The organism is Aliiroseovarius pelagivivens (assembly GCF_900302485.1).
Classification (GTDB): domain Bacteria; phylum Pseudomonadota; class Alphaproteobacteria; order Rhodobacterales; family Rhodobacteraceae; genus Aliiroseovarius; species Aliiroseovarius pelagivivens.
Genome location: NZ_OMOI01000001.1, coordinates 1,820,699 through 1,839,878 on the forward strand (window position 1 = coordinate 1,820,699; position 19,180 = coordinate 1,839,878).

Below are 19,180 nucleotides of genomic sequence, written 5' to 3' on the forward strand. Positions count from 1 at the left end.
GGCTATGTGCCTTTGATCAGCTTAGAAGCTTAGGGACCAACCCGCAGAGGCTGCAAAGCGTTCCTCGGTGTCGTAGCTGAGCTCAAGACGGCCAGCGCCAGCCTCGATGCCAGCGAACAGCCGACCCGACCAGCCATCCGCGCCGCTTGACACTGCAAACGGTGATCCACCCAGATTTACATCAATCTGCTGTCCATCCTGATAGACAGCATCAACGCCGTAGCGCAGGTAATCCGATCCGTCGAGCGGGCTGCGGAACTCCAAGCGGGCCTCGACGGTGTGCGACGAACTTGCGTCGACATCGAGATCTGCACCCGAGAAACCAAAGTTGTGCGCATCGTGCCAAACACCCATATAGCGCAGGCGCAGGCTGTTGTTGCCTCCTCCGATCACGCCGTCCAGCGTATAGGTCGGTGCGATAAAGATGCTGGTGTAGTCAGCGGATACTTCTTCCAGACCACTGGCCACAGTGTTGTTGGCAACCTGACGGGTGGTGTCGCTTTTCATCACGCCCAAAGCGAGGCTGTAGTCCCCTCCGCCCAGGGTGCCGTAGATGCCCGCGAACAAGCTTTGAGCCTTGGTGTCGAAAGCGCTGCTGTCACGGCTAACATAGTGCTGAAGGCCAACGCCCCCGAAATACCCCATGCCACCGTCGCCATCACGTCCGACGATCACACCGCTCGAATAGCCCCGGAAGGCCATGTAGTCTGTTCCGCCAGATCCGGAATGAGACGCCCCGAACACTTTCGCCCAAGTAGGTTTGCCAAGAGCCAAAGAGCCGCGCGCCACCTGTGCGTCACCGCTTGGTGCAGGGATCGCGTCAGCAATCAAACGGCCAAAATCTGAAGCCATAACATCCCGAGCCGTATATTCCGAGACATCTGCGGTCACGATGGTGTCACCGCCGACCACGGAATAGATACCAGACGCGATGTTGATCGTTGCGGGAAGTCCCCCATCCGTCTTAACCACGGCCGACAGGCCAGGTCCGAAGTTTAGCGTTGCCGTATCGCCGGCCCAGAAACCTACGTCCCCAATCAGAACAGAGCCTTCCAACAGGGTAAGTTCAGCATTGGCCCCTTGCATCAGGATCGACAGTTCCTGATCGCTGGAAATGGTGCCCGAATTGGTGATGCTTACGCCGCTTGCCGTAGACCAGATCCCTCGGGCTCCGTCCCCTTCAGTAGCCAAAATTCCACTGTTCACAATCACACTGTCGATCCCACGTGCACGGATCGCCGATGCCCCTGTACCAGTGGTACGTACACTGCCAGAGTTGGTGACTTGCCCCTCAATGTCGGTTTCTATTCCGTCGGAAAAAGTACCGGCTGTCGTAATAGATCCACTGTTGATCACACTCCCGAAATCATCGGCATTAATTCCGTCAGCGCTGTCACCAAAGGTTTTCACGATACCAGAGTTATCCACTGTGCCAAGGTCATCGACCTCGATACCATCTGCACTGCTTCCGTTTGTCCGGACAAACCCGGTATTCACGACACTGCTGTTATCCTGAGCATTGATGCCTTCAGATACACTCCCGGTGGTAATGACCCGCCCGCTGTTGGTAATCGTGTTGAAATTGTCGACATCAATTCCTTCAGCGCTGCTTCCAGAGGTTTTGATCAGGCCGGAGTTATCAATGGTGTTTTCATTGTCCAGAAATATCCCTTCAGCGGAACTTCCAGAGGTCCGGATTTCCCCCGTATTTCGCACGGTATTGCGATCATCCGCGGTTATCCCTTCATCCGAGCTTGTCGTAGTCGTGATAGAACCATTGTTGATAATGATGTTCTCATCACTCGTCGCCCGGATCCCATCGTCACTCGATGTAATAGAACCATTGTTGATCAGCGTATTTGCATTTCCCGTGGCATAAAGCCCGCGCCCAGCCGCCACAATCGATCCAGAACTGGTCACCCGGATGGTATCGCCGCCATCAACCGTGGCGCCGCCGTTGGTCGTGACGACATCAGTATCAATGATAAAAATTTCTGATTGGGCGACCTGCGCCCCCGAAATCATAATTGCTGTCGAACTCGCCAGGAGCGAAATTGTTCGTTTAGCGTTTGACCGTACACGCTTTGATTGAGAGTTCATGATCGTCCCCAACTTCCCTATTCCCGGGAAATTTAGGCCTTTCAGGCAATCAAGTAAACAAATGGTTAAAAGCTTTCAAACCACTGTGACCCATATGCGATCTTGCCTGAAAGCCTCGCAATCTCGACCACCTCAACACCCACAGCGTGCACACGCATATCCGTGCGAACATCTGGACCAACGAGGACCGGGTGCGCCTGCAACATATCGGCCTCAGGGTGTGCACATCCACCTGCCGCAGGCTGACGTTAGGTCATCCTCAATCTGCCCAAGTTTTGACAAACAGGTCATAGAAAAAAGGCGTGTTACGAGTGAGGGGATACTAGTTATGCCGCCACTGGCACCACTCGCCGGTGGCGGTCATCTAGTCAGTTGAGACCGTAGCGGCAGGCTGGTTCCGAACCCTCAGCCTCGATTTTACCGACAATTCACACACCGCAATCAGGCCAGTGCCCACCATTCAACCAGCGAAAGCGCTGAGACTGGGCTTTTAGGCTTTGACCTTCCTCATTGGTTCCGAAACAGACCATCCGGACGACGACTTGCATTGATGCGTGCCGAGCAGAGCAATAGGAATGACGGCAGCTTTGCCTCGCTCAGCACCCCATCAAGTGCGGCGCAACTCGGATCCCGAATGCCATAAATTTGATCCAAGCTGCCGTTCTGCGCGATCTCCGTTTGCCCAAAAGAGGCATCGGGATATGATAGCTTTGAAACAGCATTAGGAGGATCCAATGGAGACCCCCTATCTGGATCAATTTGGTGTCGACGAATATGGAGAAACCCTATCCCCTGCGAAATCCTAACGATCACCCTCAAACCTGCGGTGGATTACGCCACCTCGACAGAGCATGTAACAGCGGGACTGAAACTGTACTGCCGGGCACCGCAAGTTGACCCAGGCGGTGGGGGCGTGAACGTGGCCCGGGCCGTCATCAAGCTGGGCGGAAACGCTAAGGCCTTTGTGGTCGTCGGCGGCGCCATGGGGGACCGCCTGCTGGACTTGCTTTCCGATGAAAACATGCCGGTTCTGAAATATCGGGTCGCTGGGGAAACGGGATACAGCCTGGCAGTCACCGACGAGAAAACCGAACAGCAATTTCGTTTTACGCTTCCGGGTGACCCGCTGAATGCAGGTGAAGGCCGGATGCTGCTCGACCAGATCTCTCGGGTGGTACCCGCGAACGGTCTTGTCGTACTCAGTGGTGGACTGGCCGCAGGTCTTGCCGATGACTTCCCGCAAGAGGTGCAAGAAGTGGTCCAGCAACGCAACGCGCGTTTGATTGTCGACACGTCCAAAGCGCCGCTCCAACGCCTGATCGATGCGCCGCGCGCGCCTATGGACTTTCTGCGGCTCGACCGGAGCGAAATTGAAACAGCATTCGCCAAGCCGCTACGCTCGATTGCTGACAATCTTTATTTCACCCAAGAACTTGTACGTCGTGGTGTGGCAAAAACTGTGGTGACGGGCCACGGCGACAAAGGGTCAATCATGGTGAGTGGTGACAAGAAATTCTTCTGTCACGCGCCAAAGGTTGAAGTCCGCAGCAAGATCGGCGCCGGAGATGCGTTGGTTGGCGCTTACACGTTATCGCTTTCACGCGGTGCCCCGCCCGAGGAGGCATTGAAATGGGGAGTGGCCGCCGCCGCTGCGACCGTTGGCACCGACGGAACTGCATTGTGTAACCTTGCCGAAACAGAAGCTTTGTTCCCCCAATGCCAGCTGGAAAGCCTCTAGGGCCAATCTGTTCGCCCGCAACTCGGGCATAGATGTCCTGCAAGGCAAACCAAGGCGCACAAGACGCACTTATTGCCTACTCTCGACCCTGCTTCCATTTTCAATAATTGCAGATGGGTACAAGATTACGACGTCGCCTTCGTCCAACCCCTGCTGCACTTCCGTAAAGACACCGTTGCTGTTTGCGATGTCCACGCTGGTCAATTCAGCCACACCCTGATTGAGCTTGAAAACGGACCAATCCCCATTGGTGCGGAACAGCGCACTGGTTGGAACTGAGAGAACATCCTCGGACTGCCACACAACGATGGCGGCTTCCAATCGATAGCCATGACCAAGCGCTGCGCGGTCTTCGGGTGGGCTTTGAATTTCGATTTCCACCCGTACACGTTGTTCTTCGATACCCAATGCGGAGGCTTTGGTGACACCATAGGGATCTACGCGCATGACAACGCCGCTAAGTTCATTGTCCTGCCCCCAATCACGAAGGATAACCTTGTCACCCACAGAGACCCTGACCGCATCCGATGAGATTACGTTGACGGTTACCTCCAAATCCGATGCGACGTCGCCTATTTCCATGATGGGCGCACCAGCGGGCAGCACGGTCTCGCTTTCCTGAAACACCTGCAGAATACGCCCGTCAATCGGCGACAAAAGCGGGATTTCCTGCACGCTGCTGCCTGAAACCGAACCTGTCGAACCAAGGTCTTCTTGCCCCACAAGGATGGCCTTCGCATTTACCAGTTCGGCTTCTCGCATCAAAATGGACGCTTCCGCTGTGGCGCGGCTTGCCCGGCTCGCGCGCCATGCGCTTTCAGCACGGTCCAACGTGGCTTTGCTTGCAATTCCACTGTTATAAAGCGCGCGGGATCGCTCGACTTCGGAATTTGCCAATTCTTCATTGGCAAGGGCGGCGTCCAGATTTGCTTTGGCCAGTTGTACCGCCGCAGAAGCCGCTTCGACCGCGGCTGCGGCTTGCTCGCGGGTGCGACTGTCCAGAATCGCAGGGTTGATGGGAAGCATCCGCGCAACCACCGTTTCTCCGCTTGCGACCTCATCCCCGGGATGAACCCGTACACGCAGCAACCTGCCCGCAACGGGTGTCGAGACAATATACGTCTCACGAACGCTCGTGCGCCCCTCCTCGACAATCGTGACCTCCATCGGCCCCCGCTGCACAGTGCCAAAATCCACTGGAATTGGCTTTGGCATGAGAAGCGCGATGATCGCGGCGCCGACAAAAGCAACGACCGCAAAGATCAGTACGTTTCTGGAGAGTTTCGCTTTTTTTTGCATGCCCGTTACTCCCTTGTTTTAAGGGCTAGAGTGATATCTGAAGACCGAATTTTGCGCTGTACAAGCCACCCTGAAATTCCAGCGGCTAAGACAACAACCGAGATGGAGTTGCCGTAAGCTTTCGGCGCGAAAACAACCGGAACCTGGTAAAGATCGGTTGAGAAACCTTGCGCAATCAGATGTGAAAGTCCTGTTCCCATCCAAAGGCCAAGCGGCAGGGCCAAGAGCACCACGACCGCCAGCTCTCCGAGCAGCACAAACGCTGCCTCGGAGTGTTTGAAGCCCAAGACCCGCAAGCTGGCCAGATCGCGCGCGCTTTCGTCCTGCGCCACCCGAGCCACGTTGTAGACAATCCCGAAGGTAATGGCGAAGGCCATTACCCCCATAATGAAGCGCGCAGACCCTGCCCCCTCGTCCATGACCTTTTTAAAGGCTTCTTCGGATTCGCTTCGCAGGCTGATACCTGCGACGGCGGGCATATCCTTGAGATCGGCATAGACCTTCGACTGCCACCCATCCCGCATCGAGATATACGCCGCCGAAAACCGATCGGGTTCACCGATCTGCCGGCCCAGTGCGTCCAGATCCATGTAAGCGGGTGCGCCCAGCAGGCTTTCGGCGATCCCGGCCACCTGCGTTGTTACCTTTAGCTGCCGCCCTTCTCGGATCTCCAGCAACAGGCTATCCCCGACACCGACGTCCAACACGTCAGCCAGCGGCGTGGACAAGACTATGCCACGCTCGGGCAGGGAAATCGGCCGTAGGTCCTTGTCCAGCGCACGGTGCAATACAGGGGCTGGCGCCAGCCCCGTGATACTGCCCTTGTAGGTCCGCAGGCCATTTCGAAACACCACAGGAACAAAGCGGACAGGCTCGGCCTGCGTGATCCCCTCCATCCCCTGTAAATCGTAGATCGTCCGCATGGGCACATTCTGAACGAAACTGACCGTCGCGTCAGAGCGATCCACGACGTTGAAAGTGCGGTCGATGGCGACGTCAAACCCGTCATATATGATCAGCATCGCCAAGCTGAGCGCCATCCCCGAGGCGATCCCGATGACCGCACCCAGCATCCGCCAAGGCTGGCGCATCAGCCGACGCAAGACCATGCGGGTGGGTTGATCCAGCCGCGCAAACAACCCTTTCTTGAATGAAATAGAATGCGAGAAATCGGGGGGTGTCGGCGGGCGCATGGCCTCGGCCGGTGTCAGCCGGAAAATCCCGCGCAGGGCCCAAACCCCACCCAATGTGGCGACAGCGATGCTAAGCAGCATGCCAGACGCGAAGGACGCAAACTCAAGCCGGAACAGCAGGAAGGGCAGTTTGTAGTAGGTCGTGTAAACCGGAACCATTGCGCGCCCCAGCAGCACGCCAAGAAGACAGCCCAGCGCCGCGCCGGTCACCGCGATGAACAGCGCGAGCTCTAAATAGTGGCTGGCGACTTCTCGTTTCGAGTACCCGAAAGCCCTGACCAGACCGATTTCTTCACGTTCTGCGGTGATCATTCGGCTGGTGACGATGTACAGAAGGAAGGCAGCGACCAGCATGAAGACAGGCGGCACGGTGCTGGACGTGACCTCCAGCCCCGAGATCTCTTCGCTTAGGAATCGATCTGACGGAAAATCCTCAAGCCCATAGGATCCGGGCGCTCCAAAGGGATCCAGCACCTGATCAATCTGATCAAGCACTGCGGCTTTGTTAACCCCCCGCAAAAGAGACACCAGCGCCTCGTTGAACGCACCTTCAAGGTCTAAAGCAGCTGCAAGGGCGGGTCGGCCCATCCAGACCACACCAAACCGAGCGTCGTCTGGAATGAATTCCCCGGGGGCCGCGAAATAGATGAACTCGGGCGATTGCGCCGTGCCCACCACGTTATACCAGCGACGCACCCCGTTCAGCGTGACCTCGAAGCGTGTTCCCGGCACGATGTTATGAGCCGTCGCGAAGCTTTCCAGCAACAGAATTTCATCGGGCCTCTGTGCATAGGGCAGCCGCCCCTGTGTCAAACGCACTTCATTCAAATGCCGCCGCCCATGCAATGGCAAAGAGAGCACCTGCATGGAAATCGAGAACTCGCGGGTCGCGACCTTTGCTGACGCCATGCTTGTAAGCCGCGTCTCGACCGTGCGAACGCCGGGGATGTCAGCCAGTCGGCTTTCAACGTAGTTGGGCGCGCGCACGACCGGTGCGAATACATCGGCAAGTTGGTGGCGTTCATAATAGGCGTCTCGGGTCAGGGTCAGCGAAGACACGAACCCGGACATCATGATTTGCAGCGCGACGCCAATCGCGATCACCACCATAATCGCGGCAGCCTGCGCTTTGATCCGCCACAGATCGCGCATGAGCTTGGCATGAAGCGGTGTCACCAGTGGATCTCCTCGGCGGAAACACGGTTCTTGTTCAGCTCGACCTTTTTGATTTGCCCGTCCGCGAAGTGAATGATCCGATCCGCCATCGCAGCAGTGGCTGCAGCATGGGTGATCAGCAAGACCGTCGTGCCCAGCACCTCGTTTACGTCCTGGATGACCCGCAGAACGGCGCGGCCCGTTGCACTGTCCAGCGCACCCGTAGGCTCGTCGCAAAACAGCACGTCCGGTTGCTTCGCTACGGCACGTGCAATGGCAACCCGCTGTTGTTCACCCCCGGAAAGCTGGGCCGGAAAATGGTCAATACGCTTGGTAAGCCCAACAAGCTCAAGAGCCCGCTCCGCAGTTATTGGGTTTTCGGAGATTTCCGTGACAAGCTCGACATTCTCGCGCGCGGTCAGGCTTGGCATCAAGTTGTAGAACTGAAAGACAAACCCCACATGGCGGCGCCGATAGTTGGTAAGCGCACGGTCATCCATTTTCGAAAGATCTTGATCGCGAAACTGAACCGCGCCCGACGTTGCGCGATCCAATCCCCCCAAAATATTCAGAAGCGTGGACTTGCCGCTTCCAGATGGCCCAAGCAAAACGACTATTTCACCATCTTCAATCTCAAGATCCGCCCCTCTCAGAGCGTGGACCGCAGAATGCCCTTCACCATAAGTCTTGGTTAAATCCTCAACCTTGAAGGCGAGATTTGCTTCTGTTTTACGTGCCTGATCCATGGCTTACCCTACCACGATCACCCGACACTGAATAATGATCGAAGTCAAAGGCGCGACCCGCTGGCTTGAACCTTGTTCTGCGTTGCTTTTGCGAAGGTTAGAAAGCTGGGTGCCGTGCCTTAGCCTTGAAACCTACTTGCCAAATCTCACAGCCCTCACGCATGCCACCACTGGCAAACTCTTCATAGAGATCAACGAAGCTGGGGGTGTATAGACAGGTCGCTTTCAAAACGTGGCCAACCTGGCTTTGTTCGGCCCGGATGCCTTGAGTGCCTTGCATCAATGAATCAGGGAAGCTATGGCGGAGGAGGTGGGATTCGAACCCACGGTAGACTTTCACCTACGTCGGTTTTCAAGACCGGTGCATTCAACCACTCTGCCACTCCTCCGACAAAAAGACGCTTAACTTCCATCGAGCGATTCTAAAAGTGAAGAATTCACGCGAGAAGGTGCTCATGCGACATGGAAGCGATTGCTGCTCTTTTCTCGCGCGGATGTTGTGTTTAGACTACTCGCAAATCTTGAGGGACACCCTGAAAGAGCAGTTTGGATCCGAGGATCCTAAATAGATATACTAGGGGCGCGATATGTCGACAAAGACCACCTTGAAAGTGGCCATGGCACTTGGATGTGCCTTTCTTGTAGCTGCGTGCGACGACACCAATCTTCCTGGCTTCATGAAGAACACCAATGACGGCAAGGAAAGCACCAAAGCGTCCTCCCGTCAGGTAGAAACAAAAGAGCGCGATGTTGAAGCGCCCGAGGTCTTTCAGGTGACCGAGAAAGGTCTCTGGGATGGCCGCCCCAGCCTTGGCGGTGTCTGGGTCGCACACCCTAACGCGACCGACCCTGAACGCGTCATCATTCGTAACATGTCGAACGGTAAGTTCGTGGTGGGTGCCTTGTTCCGTCGTGAACGTGAGATCCCGGGACCCCGTTTGCAGGTTTCGTCCGGCGCTGCGGCCGAACTTGGGCTTCTGGCCGGTGCTCCGTCTGAGCTGAAAGTGACCGCCCTACGCAAGCAAAAGGTCCCCGTGACACCCCCGCCCGAGGCCGAACCTGCCCTAGAGAACCCTGCAGAGATTTCGCAGTCGACGCTGGATGACCCGATTGCCGCGGCCGAGGCAGCGCTTGACCGCACCGAAAAAACGACACGCCGCGTTGGCACAAGACCTGCCGCGAAACCGGCGACAAAACCCGCTGCCAAGCCGGCTGCAGACGCCACGCCCAAAGCACCTGCCCCGTCGAGCACACTGACCAAACCCTATATTCAGATTGGCATCTTCTCGGTCGAAGAGAATGCTAAAAGCACAGCCGAATCCCTGCGCGGGATCGGCATCACTCCGACAATCAAACCGGGCAAAACGAACGGTAAGGATTTCTGGCGCGTACTTGCAGGGCCCGCGTCGACCAAATCGGAACGTGCCGATCTGCTGAAGAAGATTGAAGGGCTTGGCTTCGCCGACGCCTATTTCGTCACGAACTAAAACCGGAAAGCAGGCACCGGCTGCGCCCCCTCCAAAGCAATCAAAGGACAATACCTAAACATGATTCGTCGCCTGACCTTGTGCATTTCGGCCTTTGTGGCATTGGTTCTACTTGCGGCGCTGCCCGCGCGGGCGTTCGATACGCGCGCCACATCGGCCTACGTGCTGGATGTGACCACGGGCACTGTGCTGCTCGAAAGGAACGCGGAAGCTCCGCTGCCGCCGGCTTCAATGTCGAAGCTTATGACGGTGAACATGTTGTTCGAGGCTTTGGCCGATGGACGCGTCACCCTGTCGACCCCTTTCGGCGTATCAGATCGCGCGGCCAACATGGGTGGTTCCACCATGTTCTTGACCCAGGGCGACCGCCCGACCGTCGAGGATCTGTTGCAGGGTATCATCGTGCAGTCAGGCAATGATGCCTGCGTGGCCGTTGCAGAAGGGCTGGCCGGCACCGAAGACGCCTTTGCCCGCATGATGACCGACCGCGCCCGCAACATGGGACTGGAGAACTCTAGCTTCGGCAACGCCTCGGGCTGGCCCCATCCGCTTCAGCGCATGTCGATGAAAGATCTGGCCCTTTTGGCGCGTCATCTGATTGTCGAATTCCCGGACTACTACCGCTATTTCTCGCAAACCGAATACCACTATAAAGACCGCGCTCCGGACAATCGGTTCAATCGGAACCCTCTGCTTAGACTTGGGATCGGCGCGGATGGTCTGAAAACCGGCCACACGCAGGAAGCGGGATATGGTTTGGTCGGCTCGGCCCGTCAGGGGGATCGGCGCATCGTTTTCGTGATCTCGGGCATGTTGTCTGAAAAGGAACGCGCGGAAGAGGCCGAGGCAATCGTCAACTGGGCCTTCCGCCAGTTCACCATGAAGACAACCGTCAAAGCAGGTCAGCGCGTGGCCGAGGCACCCGTCTGGTTGGGGTCTAACGCGACCGTCGGACTGGTCCCTGCCGCGGATGTGAACCTGCTGATCCCGGCGGGTCAGCGTGACGGCATCAGCGCAACAATTACCTGGACCGGCCCGATCCCGGCACCGATCGCCCAAGGGCAGGAACTGGCCCAGATGGTGATCAGCCGCGATGGGCTAAGTGACACTGTCGTCCCACTTATTGCAGAACATGGTGTGGGAAATGCAGGCTATACCAAGCGCCTGACCACTGCAGCAAGCAAGGTCCTGACGTTGGTCATGGGTGGTGACGCCCCGCCCCCGGTGAGCATTCCCGGCACGACATCAACCGCAAACTGATCTGATCATGCGCGGATTGTTTATCAGTTTCGAGGGCATCGACGGCTCGGGCAAGTCCACTCAGGCGCGCTTGCTGGCCGAGGCCTTGCGGGACGTTGGCCATGATGTTGTCCTGACACGCGAACCCGGCGGGTCTGCCGGGGCCGAAGAAATCCGCGCACTTGTGCTGGAAGGCGACCCCGACCGTTGGTCCGCTGAAACCGAGCTATTGCTGTTCACCGCCGCCCGTCGCGACCATCTGGAGCGGTTGATCAACCCGGCACTGGCCGAGGGGAAAATCGTCATCACCGACCGTTTCGCAGATAGCTCACGTATGTATCAGGGCACACGGTCCGGCGATAAACGCGCACAGGTCGACGCGCTGCATGACCTGATGATCGGGTGCGAACCGGATGTGACGTTCCTGATCGACATGGACCCCGATCTGGGCCACGCCCGCGCCAAAGGGCGCGGCGGCACCGAGGAACGGTTCGAGGATTTCGGCGCCGAACTTCAGCATAAAATGCGCGCTGGATTTTTACAGTTGGCGCAGGATCATCCCGACCGTTTCCGCGTAATCGACGGCACGCGCGACATAGATACGGTGGCTGCGGACGTTCTTGCCACTGCGCTGGCCGATATCAAGGCTCGCGCATGAACACCGCCCCCGAGGACATCCCCCAGCCCGACCAAATCGAAGGCGCCCCGCATCCGCGTGAAGCGACGCGCCTGATCGGGCAAGACGCGGCCGAGCAGGCGTTTCTAACCGCATATAACTCGGACCGGATGCATCACGGCTGGCTGATCACTGGCCCGCGCGGCGTGGGCAAGGCGACATTGGCGTGGCGTATCGCACGCTTCCTGCTGGCCACTCCGGCGGATGACGGGGGTATGTTTGCGGCCCCTGCCCCGGACACGCTCGACATTTCACCTGATCACCCGATTGCACACCGAATTGCCGCCCTCTCGGAACCGGGCCTGTTTCTGCTGCGCCGCCCGTGGGATGAAAAGGCCAAGCGCCTCAGGGGCGAGATCACTGTGGACGAGGTGCGCAAGCTGAAAAGCTTCTTCGCACTGTCTTCGGCCGGTGGTGGACGGCGCGTGGTGATTGTCGATGTGGCGGACGAGATGAACACCAACGCCGCCAACGCGCTTTTGAAACTGCTGGAAGAACCCCCCGAAGGTGCCGTGTTGCTGTTGATCAGCCACCAACCCTCGCGGCTTTTGCCCACAATCCGGTCGCGCTGCCGCGAACTGCGCCTGCCGCCTCTTACGCCTGAAGCGTTGTCTGAAGTTATGGCCGGTCTGGATGAAACACCGTCTGCAGATGATGTTCTTCGCCTGAACGAGCTGGCCGCTGGGTCGGCCGGTGACGCTCTGCGCCTCACGCATCTGAACGGGTTGGGGCTTTACGGTGATCTGGTCCAGATTTTTCAAGCCCGAGATTTCGATCGCCCTCGTGCTTTGAAACTTGCGGAAAGTGCCACAGGCAAGGCCAATGCTGATCGGTACGAACTGATCTTGCACCTGTTTGATCTGTTTCTGGCCCGTCTGGCCCGCCACGGGGCCGGATTTCACCCCGCTGCCGAGGCCGCGCCCGGCGAAGCTGCCTGCCTTGCCCGGCTGTCACCCCACCCACATGCCGCACGGGCTTGGGCCGAGTTGCAGCAGGAATTGTCAGCGCGAGCCGGTCATGGGCGGGCGGTGAACCTTGACCCGGCAGCGCTCATCCTTGATATGGTTTTCAAGATCAACGATACGGCCGTGAAATTGGCGGCCTGAGGCAAGGACGCCCCATATGAGCACGCCCAAAATCACCGACAGCCACTGCCATCTGGACTTCCCGGATTTCGAAGGACGTCTGGACGAGGTGATCGCCAATGCCGCCGAGGCTGGTGTCGCGCGTATGGTGACAATCTGCACCAAGATGGCCAATCTGGCGCAGGTGCAGCCCATCGCCGAGGCACATGCCCCAATCTTCTTCGCCGCTGCGACCCACCCGATGAGCGTGGCGTCCGAGCCGATGGTCTCGGTCGACGAACTGGTCGCCCTTGCCGCCCATCCCAAATTCGTCGGCATCGGGGAAACTGGTTTGGACCTTCACTACACCGCCGAAAGCCGCGACGTGCAGATCGAAAGCCTTTTGATCCACATCGAAGCCGCGCGCCAAACGGGCCTGCCGCTGATCATCCATTCGCGTGACGCGGACGACGATATGGCGCGCATCCTGACGGAAGAACACGCCAAAGGCGCGTTTGACTGCGTAATGCATTGCTTCAGCTCTGGCCCGGAACTGGCCAAGGCCGCGCTGGATCTTGGGTTCTATCTGTCCATGTCTGGCATCGCCGCTTTCCCGCGCAGCAAAGAGGTGCGCGATATCTTCGCCGCAGCCCCGGTCGACCGCATTTTGGTCGAGACCGACGCGCCCTATCTGGCCCCCCCGCCCCATCGCGGCAAGCGCAATGAACCAGCCTTTACGGTTCACACTGCCAAAGTAGGCGCTGAGCTTTATGGCCTCAGCTATGAAGACTTCGCAGCCCAGACCGAGGCGAATTTCGAACGGCTTTTTGCCAAGGCCGCGGCCTATGAGGTGCCCGCATGACGGAACTAGCACCCGGCACCTATTTTACCATCCTTGGCTGCGGGTCCTCGGGCGGCGTGCCACGTTTGGGTGGGCATTGGGGGGATTGCGACCCCACCAACCCCAAAAACCGCCGTACTCGCTGCTCGGCACTTGTGACGCGCGTTGGGGACAATGGTGGCGTGACTCGCGTTTTGATCGACACATCACCCGACATGCGCAGCCAGCTTTTGGACGCGGGCGTCGGCGCGCTGGACGCCGTTGTTTACACCCACAGCCACGCGGACCACATGCATGGCATCGATGACCTGCGGATGATCGTCTATAACATGCGCAAACGCGTGCCAGTTTGGGCCGACAGCCCTACGCAAACCGCACTGATGTCCCGCTTTGGCTATGCCTTCATTCAACCCGAGGGGTCGAGCTATCCGCCTATTCTGGACCTACACTCGATTGACGGAGACGTGGTGATCGAAGGCGAAGGTGGCGCAATCCGCCTGACCCCGTTCGAGGTGCGCCACGGCGGCATGGACTCTCTGGGATTCCGCATCGGCGACCTGGCCTATTTGCCCGATGTCAGCGAGATCCCCGATGACGTGACCCATGTGCTGCAAGGGCTTCAGACCTTTGTCATCGATGCGCTGCGACGCACGCCGCATCCGACCCATTTCAATCTGGATGATGCCCTGCATTGGATCCGCCAGTCTGGAACCAGACAAGGTGTTCTGACCAACATGCATATCGATCTGGACTACGCCACGGTCGAAGCAGAAACCCCCGACAATGTGACCGTGGCTTTTGACGGGATGGTTCTGCCCATTCGGCACCCATGAATGCCCTGATCGACATCATCCTGCCGGTCTTTCTGGTGGTTGGTTTCGGCTTTCTTGTTCGCTGGCGCGAGGCGTTGAGCGACGCGGCATTTGACGGGTTGATGAAGTTTTCGCAAACCGTTGCCATTCCCTGCTTGTTGTTTTTGGCCATCGCTGGATTGGATCTGGGGGAAGAGGTCAACATCCCCTTGCTGATCAGTTTCTATTCAGGCGCGCTGATTGGATTCTTTGGCGGTCTGCTGGGGGCACGTTATCTATTTCGCCGCCCATGGACCGATGCGGTGGCCATCGGCTTTGCCTCGCTCTTCTCAAACTCGGTTCTGCTTGGCCTGCCGATCACCGAACGCGCTTTCGGGGCAGACGCCCTTGCCAGCAACTATGCCATCATCGCGTTTCATGCGCCTTTTTGTTATTCGGTAGGCATCATCGCGATGGAAATCGCCCGCACCAATGGATCAGGTCCGGCCCAAACGCTGCGCCAGATCGTGCGCTCGATGTCACGCAATGTACTGGTCATGGCAATTGCAGCAGGTTTCGTTGTGAACCTAACAGGATTGGCTCTGCCAGGTGTGCTGACCGAAGCTCTGTCTCTTATGGCACGTGCGGCACTGCCCACTGCTCTCTTTGCGCTTGGGGGCGTGCTCTACGTCTACCGCCCAGAGGGCGATCTGAAGATCGTGGCTTATCTTTGCATTCTATCTTTGATCGTTCATCCGGCAATCACCTGGTCGCTTGGCTCTTTGCAAGGATTGGAAACAGGCGCATTCCGTTCGGCCATTTTGACCGCAGCCAGCGCCCCCGGCATCAACGCCTATGTCTTTGCCAGCTTCTATGGAGTCGGCAAACGCATTGCGGCCACGACGGTGCTGGCTGGCACCGCCCTGTCCGTTTTTACTGTCTGGGGCTGGCTTGCCCTTTTGGGCGCGTCCTAACCCGTTTCACGCGAGCTTTCATAGGTATTGTTACGAATAGCGTCGCCGGGATATTTTCTCGTAACATATCTATTGTGACGAATCGCCATTCAGACTATATTCGACCAAACGGTCAGCAATACTCCGAGCCGCCGCAAGCTTATCCCGCGCCGCGCTTGGACATTCCGGGAGGGATATATGGAAGCTTTCATCTGCGACGCAGTGCGTACTCCGATCGGTCGATATGGCGGAGCGCTGTCCAGCGTCCGCGCCGACGACCTAGCCGCTTTGCCCATCGCTGCCTTGAAAGAGCGCAACCCCGATGTGGATTGGGCGTCAATTGATGACGTCATCTATGGCTCTGCCAACCAGGCAGGCGAAGACAACCGCAACGTGGCCCGCATGGCCGCCCTTCTGGCAGGTCTGCCCGTCGAAGTTCCGGGTACCACGATCAACCGCTTATGTGCCTCGGGCATGGACGCGGTCGGCATGGCAGCCCGTGGCGTTAAGGCAGGCGATTATGACCTGTGCATCGCGGGTGGCGTCGAAAGCATGAGCCGCGCACCCTTCGTGATGCCCAAGGCCACCAGCGCCTTCACCCGCGCCAATGCGGTTTACGACACCACAATCGGCTGGCGCTTCGTGAACCCGAAGATGGACAAGATGCACGGCACCCATTCAATGCCCCAGACGGCTGACAATGTGGCTGAAGACTATGCCGTAAGCCGCGAAGATCAGGACGCTTTTGCTGCTCGCAGCCAAGCCCGCTGGGCCGCTGCGAACGAGGCTGGCATGTTCGCGGACGAGATCATTCCGGTGACCATTCCGCAGCGCAAGGGTGATCCCATTGTTGTCGACACCGACGAACATCCCCGCCCCGGCACCTCGGCTGAAAAGCTGTCTGGCCTGCGCGGCGTGAACGGCCCCGACCTGACGGTAACGGCCGGCAATGCCTCGGGCGTGAATGATGGCGCAGCGGCGATGCTGATCGCCTCGGAAGCCGCCGCGAATGCCAACAATCTGAAACCGATGGCCCGCGTGGTTTCCATGCAAGCCGCCGGTGTCGCGCCCCGCGTCATGGGCATCGGCCCCGTTCCTGCCAGCCGCAAGGCACTGGATAAGGCCGGGCTGACGATCGACAAAATCGATGTGATAGAATTGAACGAAGCGTTTGCAAGCCAAGGTCTTGCCACGCTGCGCGAACTGGGTGTCGCGGATGATGATCCGCGCGTGAACCCGAATGGCGGTGCGATTGCACTGGGCCACCCGCTGGGCATGTCCGGCGCACGGTTGGTGCTGACCGCCGCTTATCAACTGCAACGCACTGGTGGGCGCTATGCGCTGTGCACCATGTGTGTGGGTGTGGGACAGGGCGTTGCCCTTATTCTGGAAAGGATCTGACGATGTATGCACAGATGATCACAGCCGAGGCCTCGGACGAGGATCCCAAGCTGCTTGAAGAATTTCAGGCGCGGATTGACCGCGACGAAAAGATCGAGCCCAAAGACTGGATGCCGATGGCGTATCGCAAGACGCTGATCCGCCAGATCGGCCAGCACGCGCACTCGGAAGTCGTGGGTCAGCTGCCGGAAGGCAACTGGATCACCCGCGCGCCGACGCTGGAACGCAAAGCGATCCTGCTGGCGAAAGTGCAGGACGAGGCCGGTCACGGTCTGTATCTGTACTCGGCCGCGGAAACGCTGGGCGTCAGCCGCGACGAGCTGGTCGAGCTGCTGCACGAAGGCAAGATGAAGTATTCGTCGATCTTCAACTACCCCACCTTGAACTGGGCCGATATTGGCGCCGTGGGTTGGCTGGTAGATGGCGCAGCCATCGTGAACCAGGTGGCCCTGCAGCGGACATCCTATGGCCCCTATAGCCGCGCGATGATCCGCATCTGTAAGGAAGAAAGCTTCCACGCGCGTCAAGGCTATCACGCGATCATGCAGATGGCCTTTGGCACGCCTGCTCAGAAAGCGATGGCACAAGACGCCGTGAACCGCCTGTGGTTCCCCGCGATCATGATGTTTGGCCCGTCGGACAGCGAAAGTGTCCACTCGGAGCAGTCGATGACCTGGAAGATCAAGGTCCGCTCGAACGATGATCTGCGTCAGCAGTTCGTCGACCAGACCATTCCTCAGATCGAGTATCTGGGTCTGGACCTGCCGGATCCCGGCATCAAGTGGAACGAGGAACGTGGTCATTACGATTATTCGGACCCCGACTGGTCCGAGTTCTTCAACGTTATCAAAGGCAAAGGCCCCTGCAACGTGGACCGTCTGAACGACCGGACCAACGCGTGGGAAGACGGCGCATGGGTGCGTGACGGTCTTCTGGCCCATGGCAACAAAAAAGCCGCTGCACGCACAGCCGCCGAATAAGGAGAGATCACATGTCGAAAGAATGGCCCCTCTGGGAAGTATTTATCCGCGGTCAGCATGGCCTGAGCCACCGTCACGTTGGCAGCCTGCACGCACCTGACGCTGAAATGGCAATCAAGAACGCCCGCGACGTCTACACCCGCCGCAACGAAGGCGTGTCGATCTGGGTCGTGGAAGCACAGCACATCGCAGCGTCCAGCCCCGAAGAAAAAGGTCCGCTGTACGAGCCCTCGAACTCGAAGGTCTATCGTCACCCGACTTTCTTCGACATTCCGGAAGAAGTGGGGCACATGTAATGGCTGACAACGCTCTGTTTCAATTCCTGCTGAGGATGGGCGACAACAGCCTGATCCTTGGCCACCGCGTCAGCGAATGGTGTGGCCATTCGCCGGTGCTGGAAGAAGATATCGCACTGGCCAATACGGCGCTGGACCTGATTGGTCAGACGCAATTCTGGCTGGGTCTTGCAGGTGAAGTCGAAGGCAAAGGCCGTACGGCTGACGACCTTGCTTTCCTGCGCGACGCTTGGGATTACCGCAACGTGCTTTTGTGCGAGCTGCCCAACGGTGATTTCGGCCGGACCCTTATGCGTCAGTTCCTCTATGACGCATGGTCGTCCGTGATGCTGGGCCGCCTGATGACGTCGTCGAACGAACGCGTGGCCGAGATCGCAGCCAAAGCCTCCAAAGAGGTTGCCTATCACGTGGAACGCTCGGGCGACACGGTGGTTGGTCTTGGCGACGGAACGGAAGAAAGCCATGCCCGTATGCAGGCAGCGCTGGATCACCTCTGGCCCTATGTGGGCGAAATGTTTGATAGCGACGAGGTCGATGCGGCCATGGTCAAGGCAGGTATTGCCCCCGATCCCGCTTCCCTGCGCGAAGAATATGACGCGCTGGTGAGCAAGGTTCTGAGCCAAGCAACGCTGACGATCCCGACCGACACGTTCCACCACAAGGGTGGGCGCACGGGCTATATGCATACCGAGCATCTGGGCCATCTGCTCTGCTCGATGCAATGGCTGCAGCGCGCTTATCCGGGCGCGACCTGGTAAGATGGGTCAGCCGTCAGTAGATACGATCTGGGACTGGTTGGACCAGGTGCCCGACCCCGAGATCCCCGTGATCTCGTTGGTCGACCTGGGCATCATCCGGGATGTGAAATGGGAAGGCGACACCTTGAAGGTCGCCGTCACCCCGACCTATTCCGGCTGTCCAGCCACCTCGATCATCAACATCGACATCGAAACCGCGTTGCGCGACCGCGGAATCGAGAAGCTGACCCTGACACAGCAACTGTCCCCTCCGTGGACCACCGACTGGCTGTCGGACAAGGGCAAAGCGGCGCTGGAGAAATTCGGCATCGCCCCCCCTTCCCCCAAAGGCGAACCCGATCGCTGCCCCAATTGTGGCGGCCATGATCTGGAACGCACCAGCCAATTCGGCTCGACCCCATGCAAGGCGCTCTGGCGATGCCGCGACTGCCTTGAACCCTTTGATTACTTCAAGTGCATCTAG

Annotated in this window: 17 protein-coding genes and 1 tRNA gene; 13 read left to right on the top strand and 5 right to left on the bottom strand. The window is 58.4% G+C overall.

From position 1 onward, the window contains the following. Positions 1-21 precede the first annotated feature (21 nt). A complete protein-coding gene (locus ALP8811_RS08910) occupies positions 22-2,025 on the bottom strand; it encodes a pectate lyase-fold domain-containing protein (protein ID WP_108856763.1) in 2,004 nt (667 codons plus the stop codon). 883 nt (positions 2,026-2,908) lie between these two features. On the opposite strand from ALP8811_RS08910, the gene ALP8811_RS08915 reads away from it, so the two are divergent. Beyond that, entirely contained in the window at positions 2,909-3,838 is a 930-nt protein-coding gene (locus tag ALP8811_RS08915; protein ID WP_281260719.1) for a 1-phosphofructokinase family hexose kinase, read from the top strand. A gap of 69 nt (positions 3,839-3,907) precedes the next feature. On the opposite strand, the gene ALP8811_RS08920 is transcribed toward ALP8811_RS08915, so the two are convergent. From ALP8811_RS08920 to ALP8811_RS08940, 4 genes are all read right to left on the bottom strand, one after another. After that, positions 3,908-5,137 (bottom strand): efflux RND transporter periplasmic adaptor subunit, encoded by a 1,230-nt coding sequence (locus ALP8811_RS08920; RefSeq protein WP_108856765.1) that lies wholly within the window; start codon positions 5,135-5,137, stop codon positions 3,908-3,910. A gap of 5 nt (positions 5,138-5,142) precedes the next feature. Continuing rightward, positions 5,143-7,506 (bottom strand): ABC transporter permease, encoded by a 2,364-nt coding sequence (locus ALP8811_RS08925; RefSeq protein WP_245924610.1) that lies wholly within the window; start codon positions 7,504-7,506, stop codon positions 5,143-5,145. Continuing rightward, a complete protein-coding gene (locus ALP8811_RS08930) occupies positions 7,503-8,231 on the bottom strand; it encodes an ABC transporter ATP-binding protein (protein ID WP_108856766.1) in 729 nt (242 codons plus the stop codon). The genes ALP8811_RS08925 and ALP8811_RS08930 overlap by 4 nt, the downstream gene beginning before the upstream one ends. 299 nt (positions 8,232-8,530) lie before the next feature. Beyond that, positions 8,531-8,620 (bottom strand) — tRNA-Ser (locus ALP8811_RS08940). Positions 8,621-8,818: 198 nt separating this feature from the next. Here ALP8811_RS08940 and ALP8811_RS08945 point away from each other — a divergent pair. The 12 genes from ALP8811_RS08945 (at position 8,819) to paaD (ending at position 19,180) form a co-directional block, all read left to right on the top strand. Continuing rightward, the gene (locus tag ALP8811_RS08945; protein WP_108856768.1) at positions 8,819-9,718 is read left to right on the top strand and encodes an SPOR domain-containing protein; all 900 of its coding nucleotides are present in this window, start codon (positions 8,819-8,821) and stop codon (positions 9,716-9,718) included. 60 nt (positions 9,719-9,778) lie between these two features. Continuing rightward, positions 9,779-10,978 (top strand): D-alanyl-D-alanine carboxypeptidase family protein, encoded by a 1,200-nt coding sequence (locus ALP8811_RS08950; RefSeq protein WP_108856769.1) that lies wholly within the window; start codon positions 9,779-9,781, stop codon positions 10,976-10,978. 7 nt (positions 10,979-10,985) lie between these two features. Continuing rightward, positions 10,986-11,615, top strand: a complete 630-nt coding sequence (gene tmk / locus ALP8811_RS08955; RefSeq protein ID WP_108856770.1) for a dTMP kinase — start codon at positions 10,986-10,988, stop codon at positions 11,613-11,615. Further along, positions 11,612-12,739: a DNA polymerase III subunit delta' gene (locus tag ALP8811_RS08960; protein WP_108856771.1), complete on the top strand. Its 1,128-nt coding sequence runs from the start codon at positions 11,612-11,614 to the stop codon at positions 12,737-12,739. Before tmk ends, ALP8811_RS08960 begins: the two co-directional genes overlap by 4 nt. Before the next feature lie 16 nt (positions 12,740-12,755). Then, entirely contained in the window at positions 12,756-13,559 is an 804-nt protein-coding gene (locus tag ALP8811_RS08965; RefSeq protein ID WP_108856772.1) for a TatD family hydrolase, read from the top strand. Then, positions 13,556-14,371 (top strand): MBL fold metallo-hydrolase, encoded by an 816-nt coding sequence (locus ALP8811_RS08970; RefSeq protein WP_108856773.1) that lies wholly within the window; start codon positions 13,556-13,558, stop codon positions 14,369-14,371. Before ALP8811_RS08965 ends, ALP8811_RS08970 begins: the two co-directional genes overlap by 4 nt. Then, positions 14,368-15,303, top strand: coding sequence for an AEC family transporter (locus ALP8811_RS08975; protein WP_108856774.1), 936 nt, complete (start codon positions 14,368-14,370; stop codon positions 15,301-15,303). The genes ALP8811_RS08970 and ALP8811_RS08975 overlap by 4 nt, the downstream gene beginning before the upstream one ends. A gap of 177 nt (positions 15,304-15,480) precedes the next feature. Beyond that, positions 15,481-16,683 carry a 3-oxoadipyl-CoA thiolase gene (pcaF, locus tag ALP8811_RS08980; RefSeq protein WP_108856775.1) on the top strand — a complete coding sequence of 401 codons (1,203 nt, stop codon included), beginning with the start codon at positions 15,481-15,483 and terminating at the stop codon, positions 16,681-16,683. Positions 16,684-16,685: 2 nt separating this feature from the next. Beyond that, a complete protein-coding gene (gene paaA, locus ALP8811_RS08985) occupies positions 16,686-17,663 on the top strand; it encodes a 1,2-phenylacetyl-CoA epoxidase subunit PaaA (protein ID WP_108856776.1) in 978 nt (325 codons plus the stop codon). An 11-nt stretch (positions 17,664-17,674) separates the two neighbouring features. Further along, positions 17,675-17,959, top strand: coding sequence for a 1,2-phenylacetyl-CoA epoxidase subunit PaaB (paaB, locus tag ALP8811_RS08990; protein WP_108856777.1), 285 nt, complete (start codon positions 17,675-17,677; stop codon positions 17,957-17,959). Then, a complete protein-coding gene (paaC, locus tag ALP8811_RS08995) occupies positions 17,959-18,717 on the top strand; it encodes a 1,2-phenylacetyl-CoA epoxidase subunit PaaC (protein ID WP_108856778.1) in 759 nt (252 codons plus the stop codon). Before paaB ends, paaC begins: the two co-directional genes overlap by 1 nt. Position 18,718: 1 nt before the next feature. Next, entirely contained in the window at positions 18,719-19,180 is a 462-nt protein-coding gene (gene paaD / locus ALP8811_RS09000; RefSeq protein ID WP_108856779.1) for a 1,2-phenylacetyl-CoA epoxidase subunit PaaD, read from the top strand.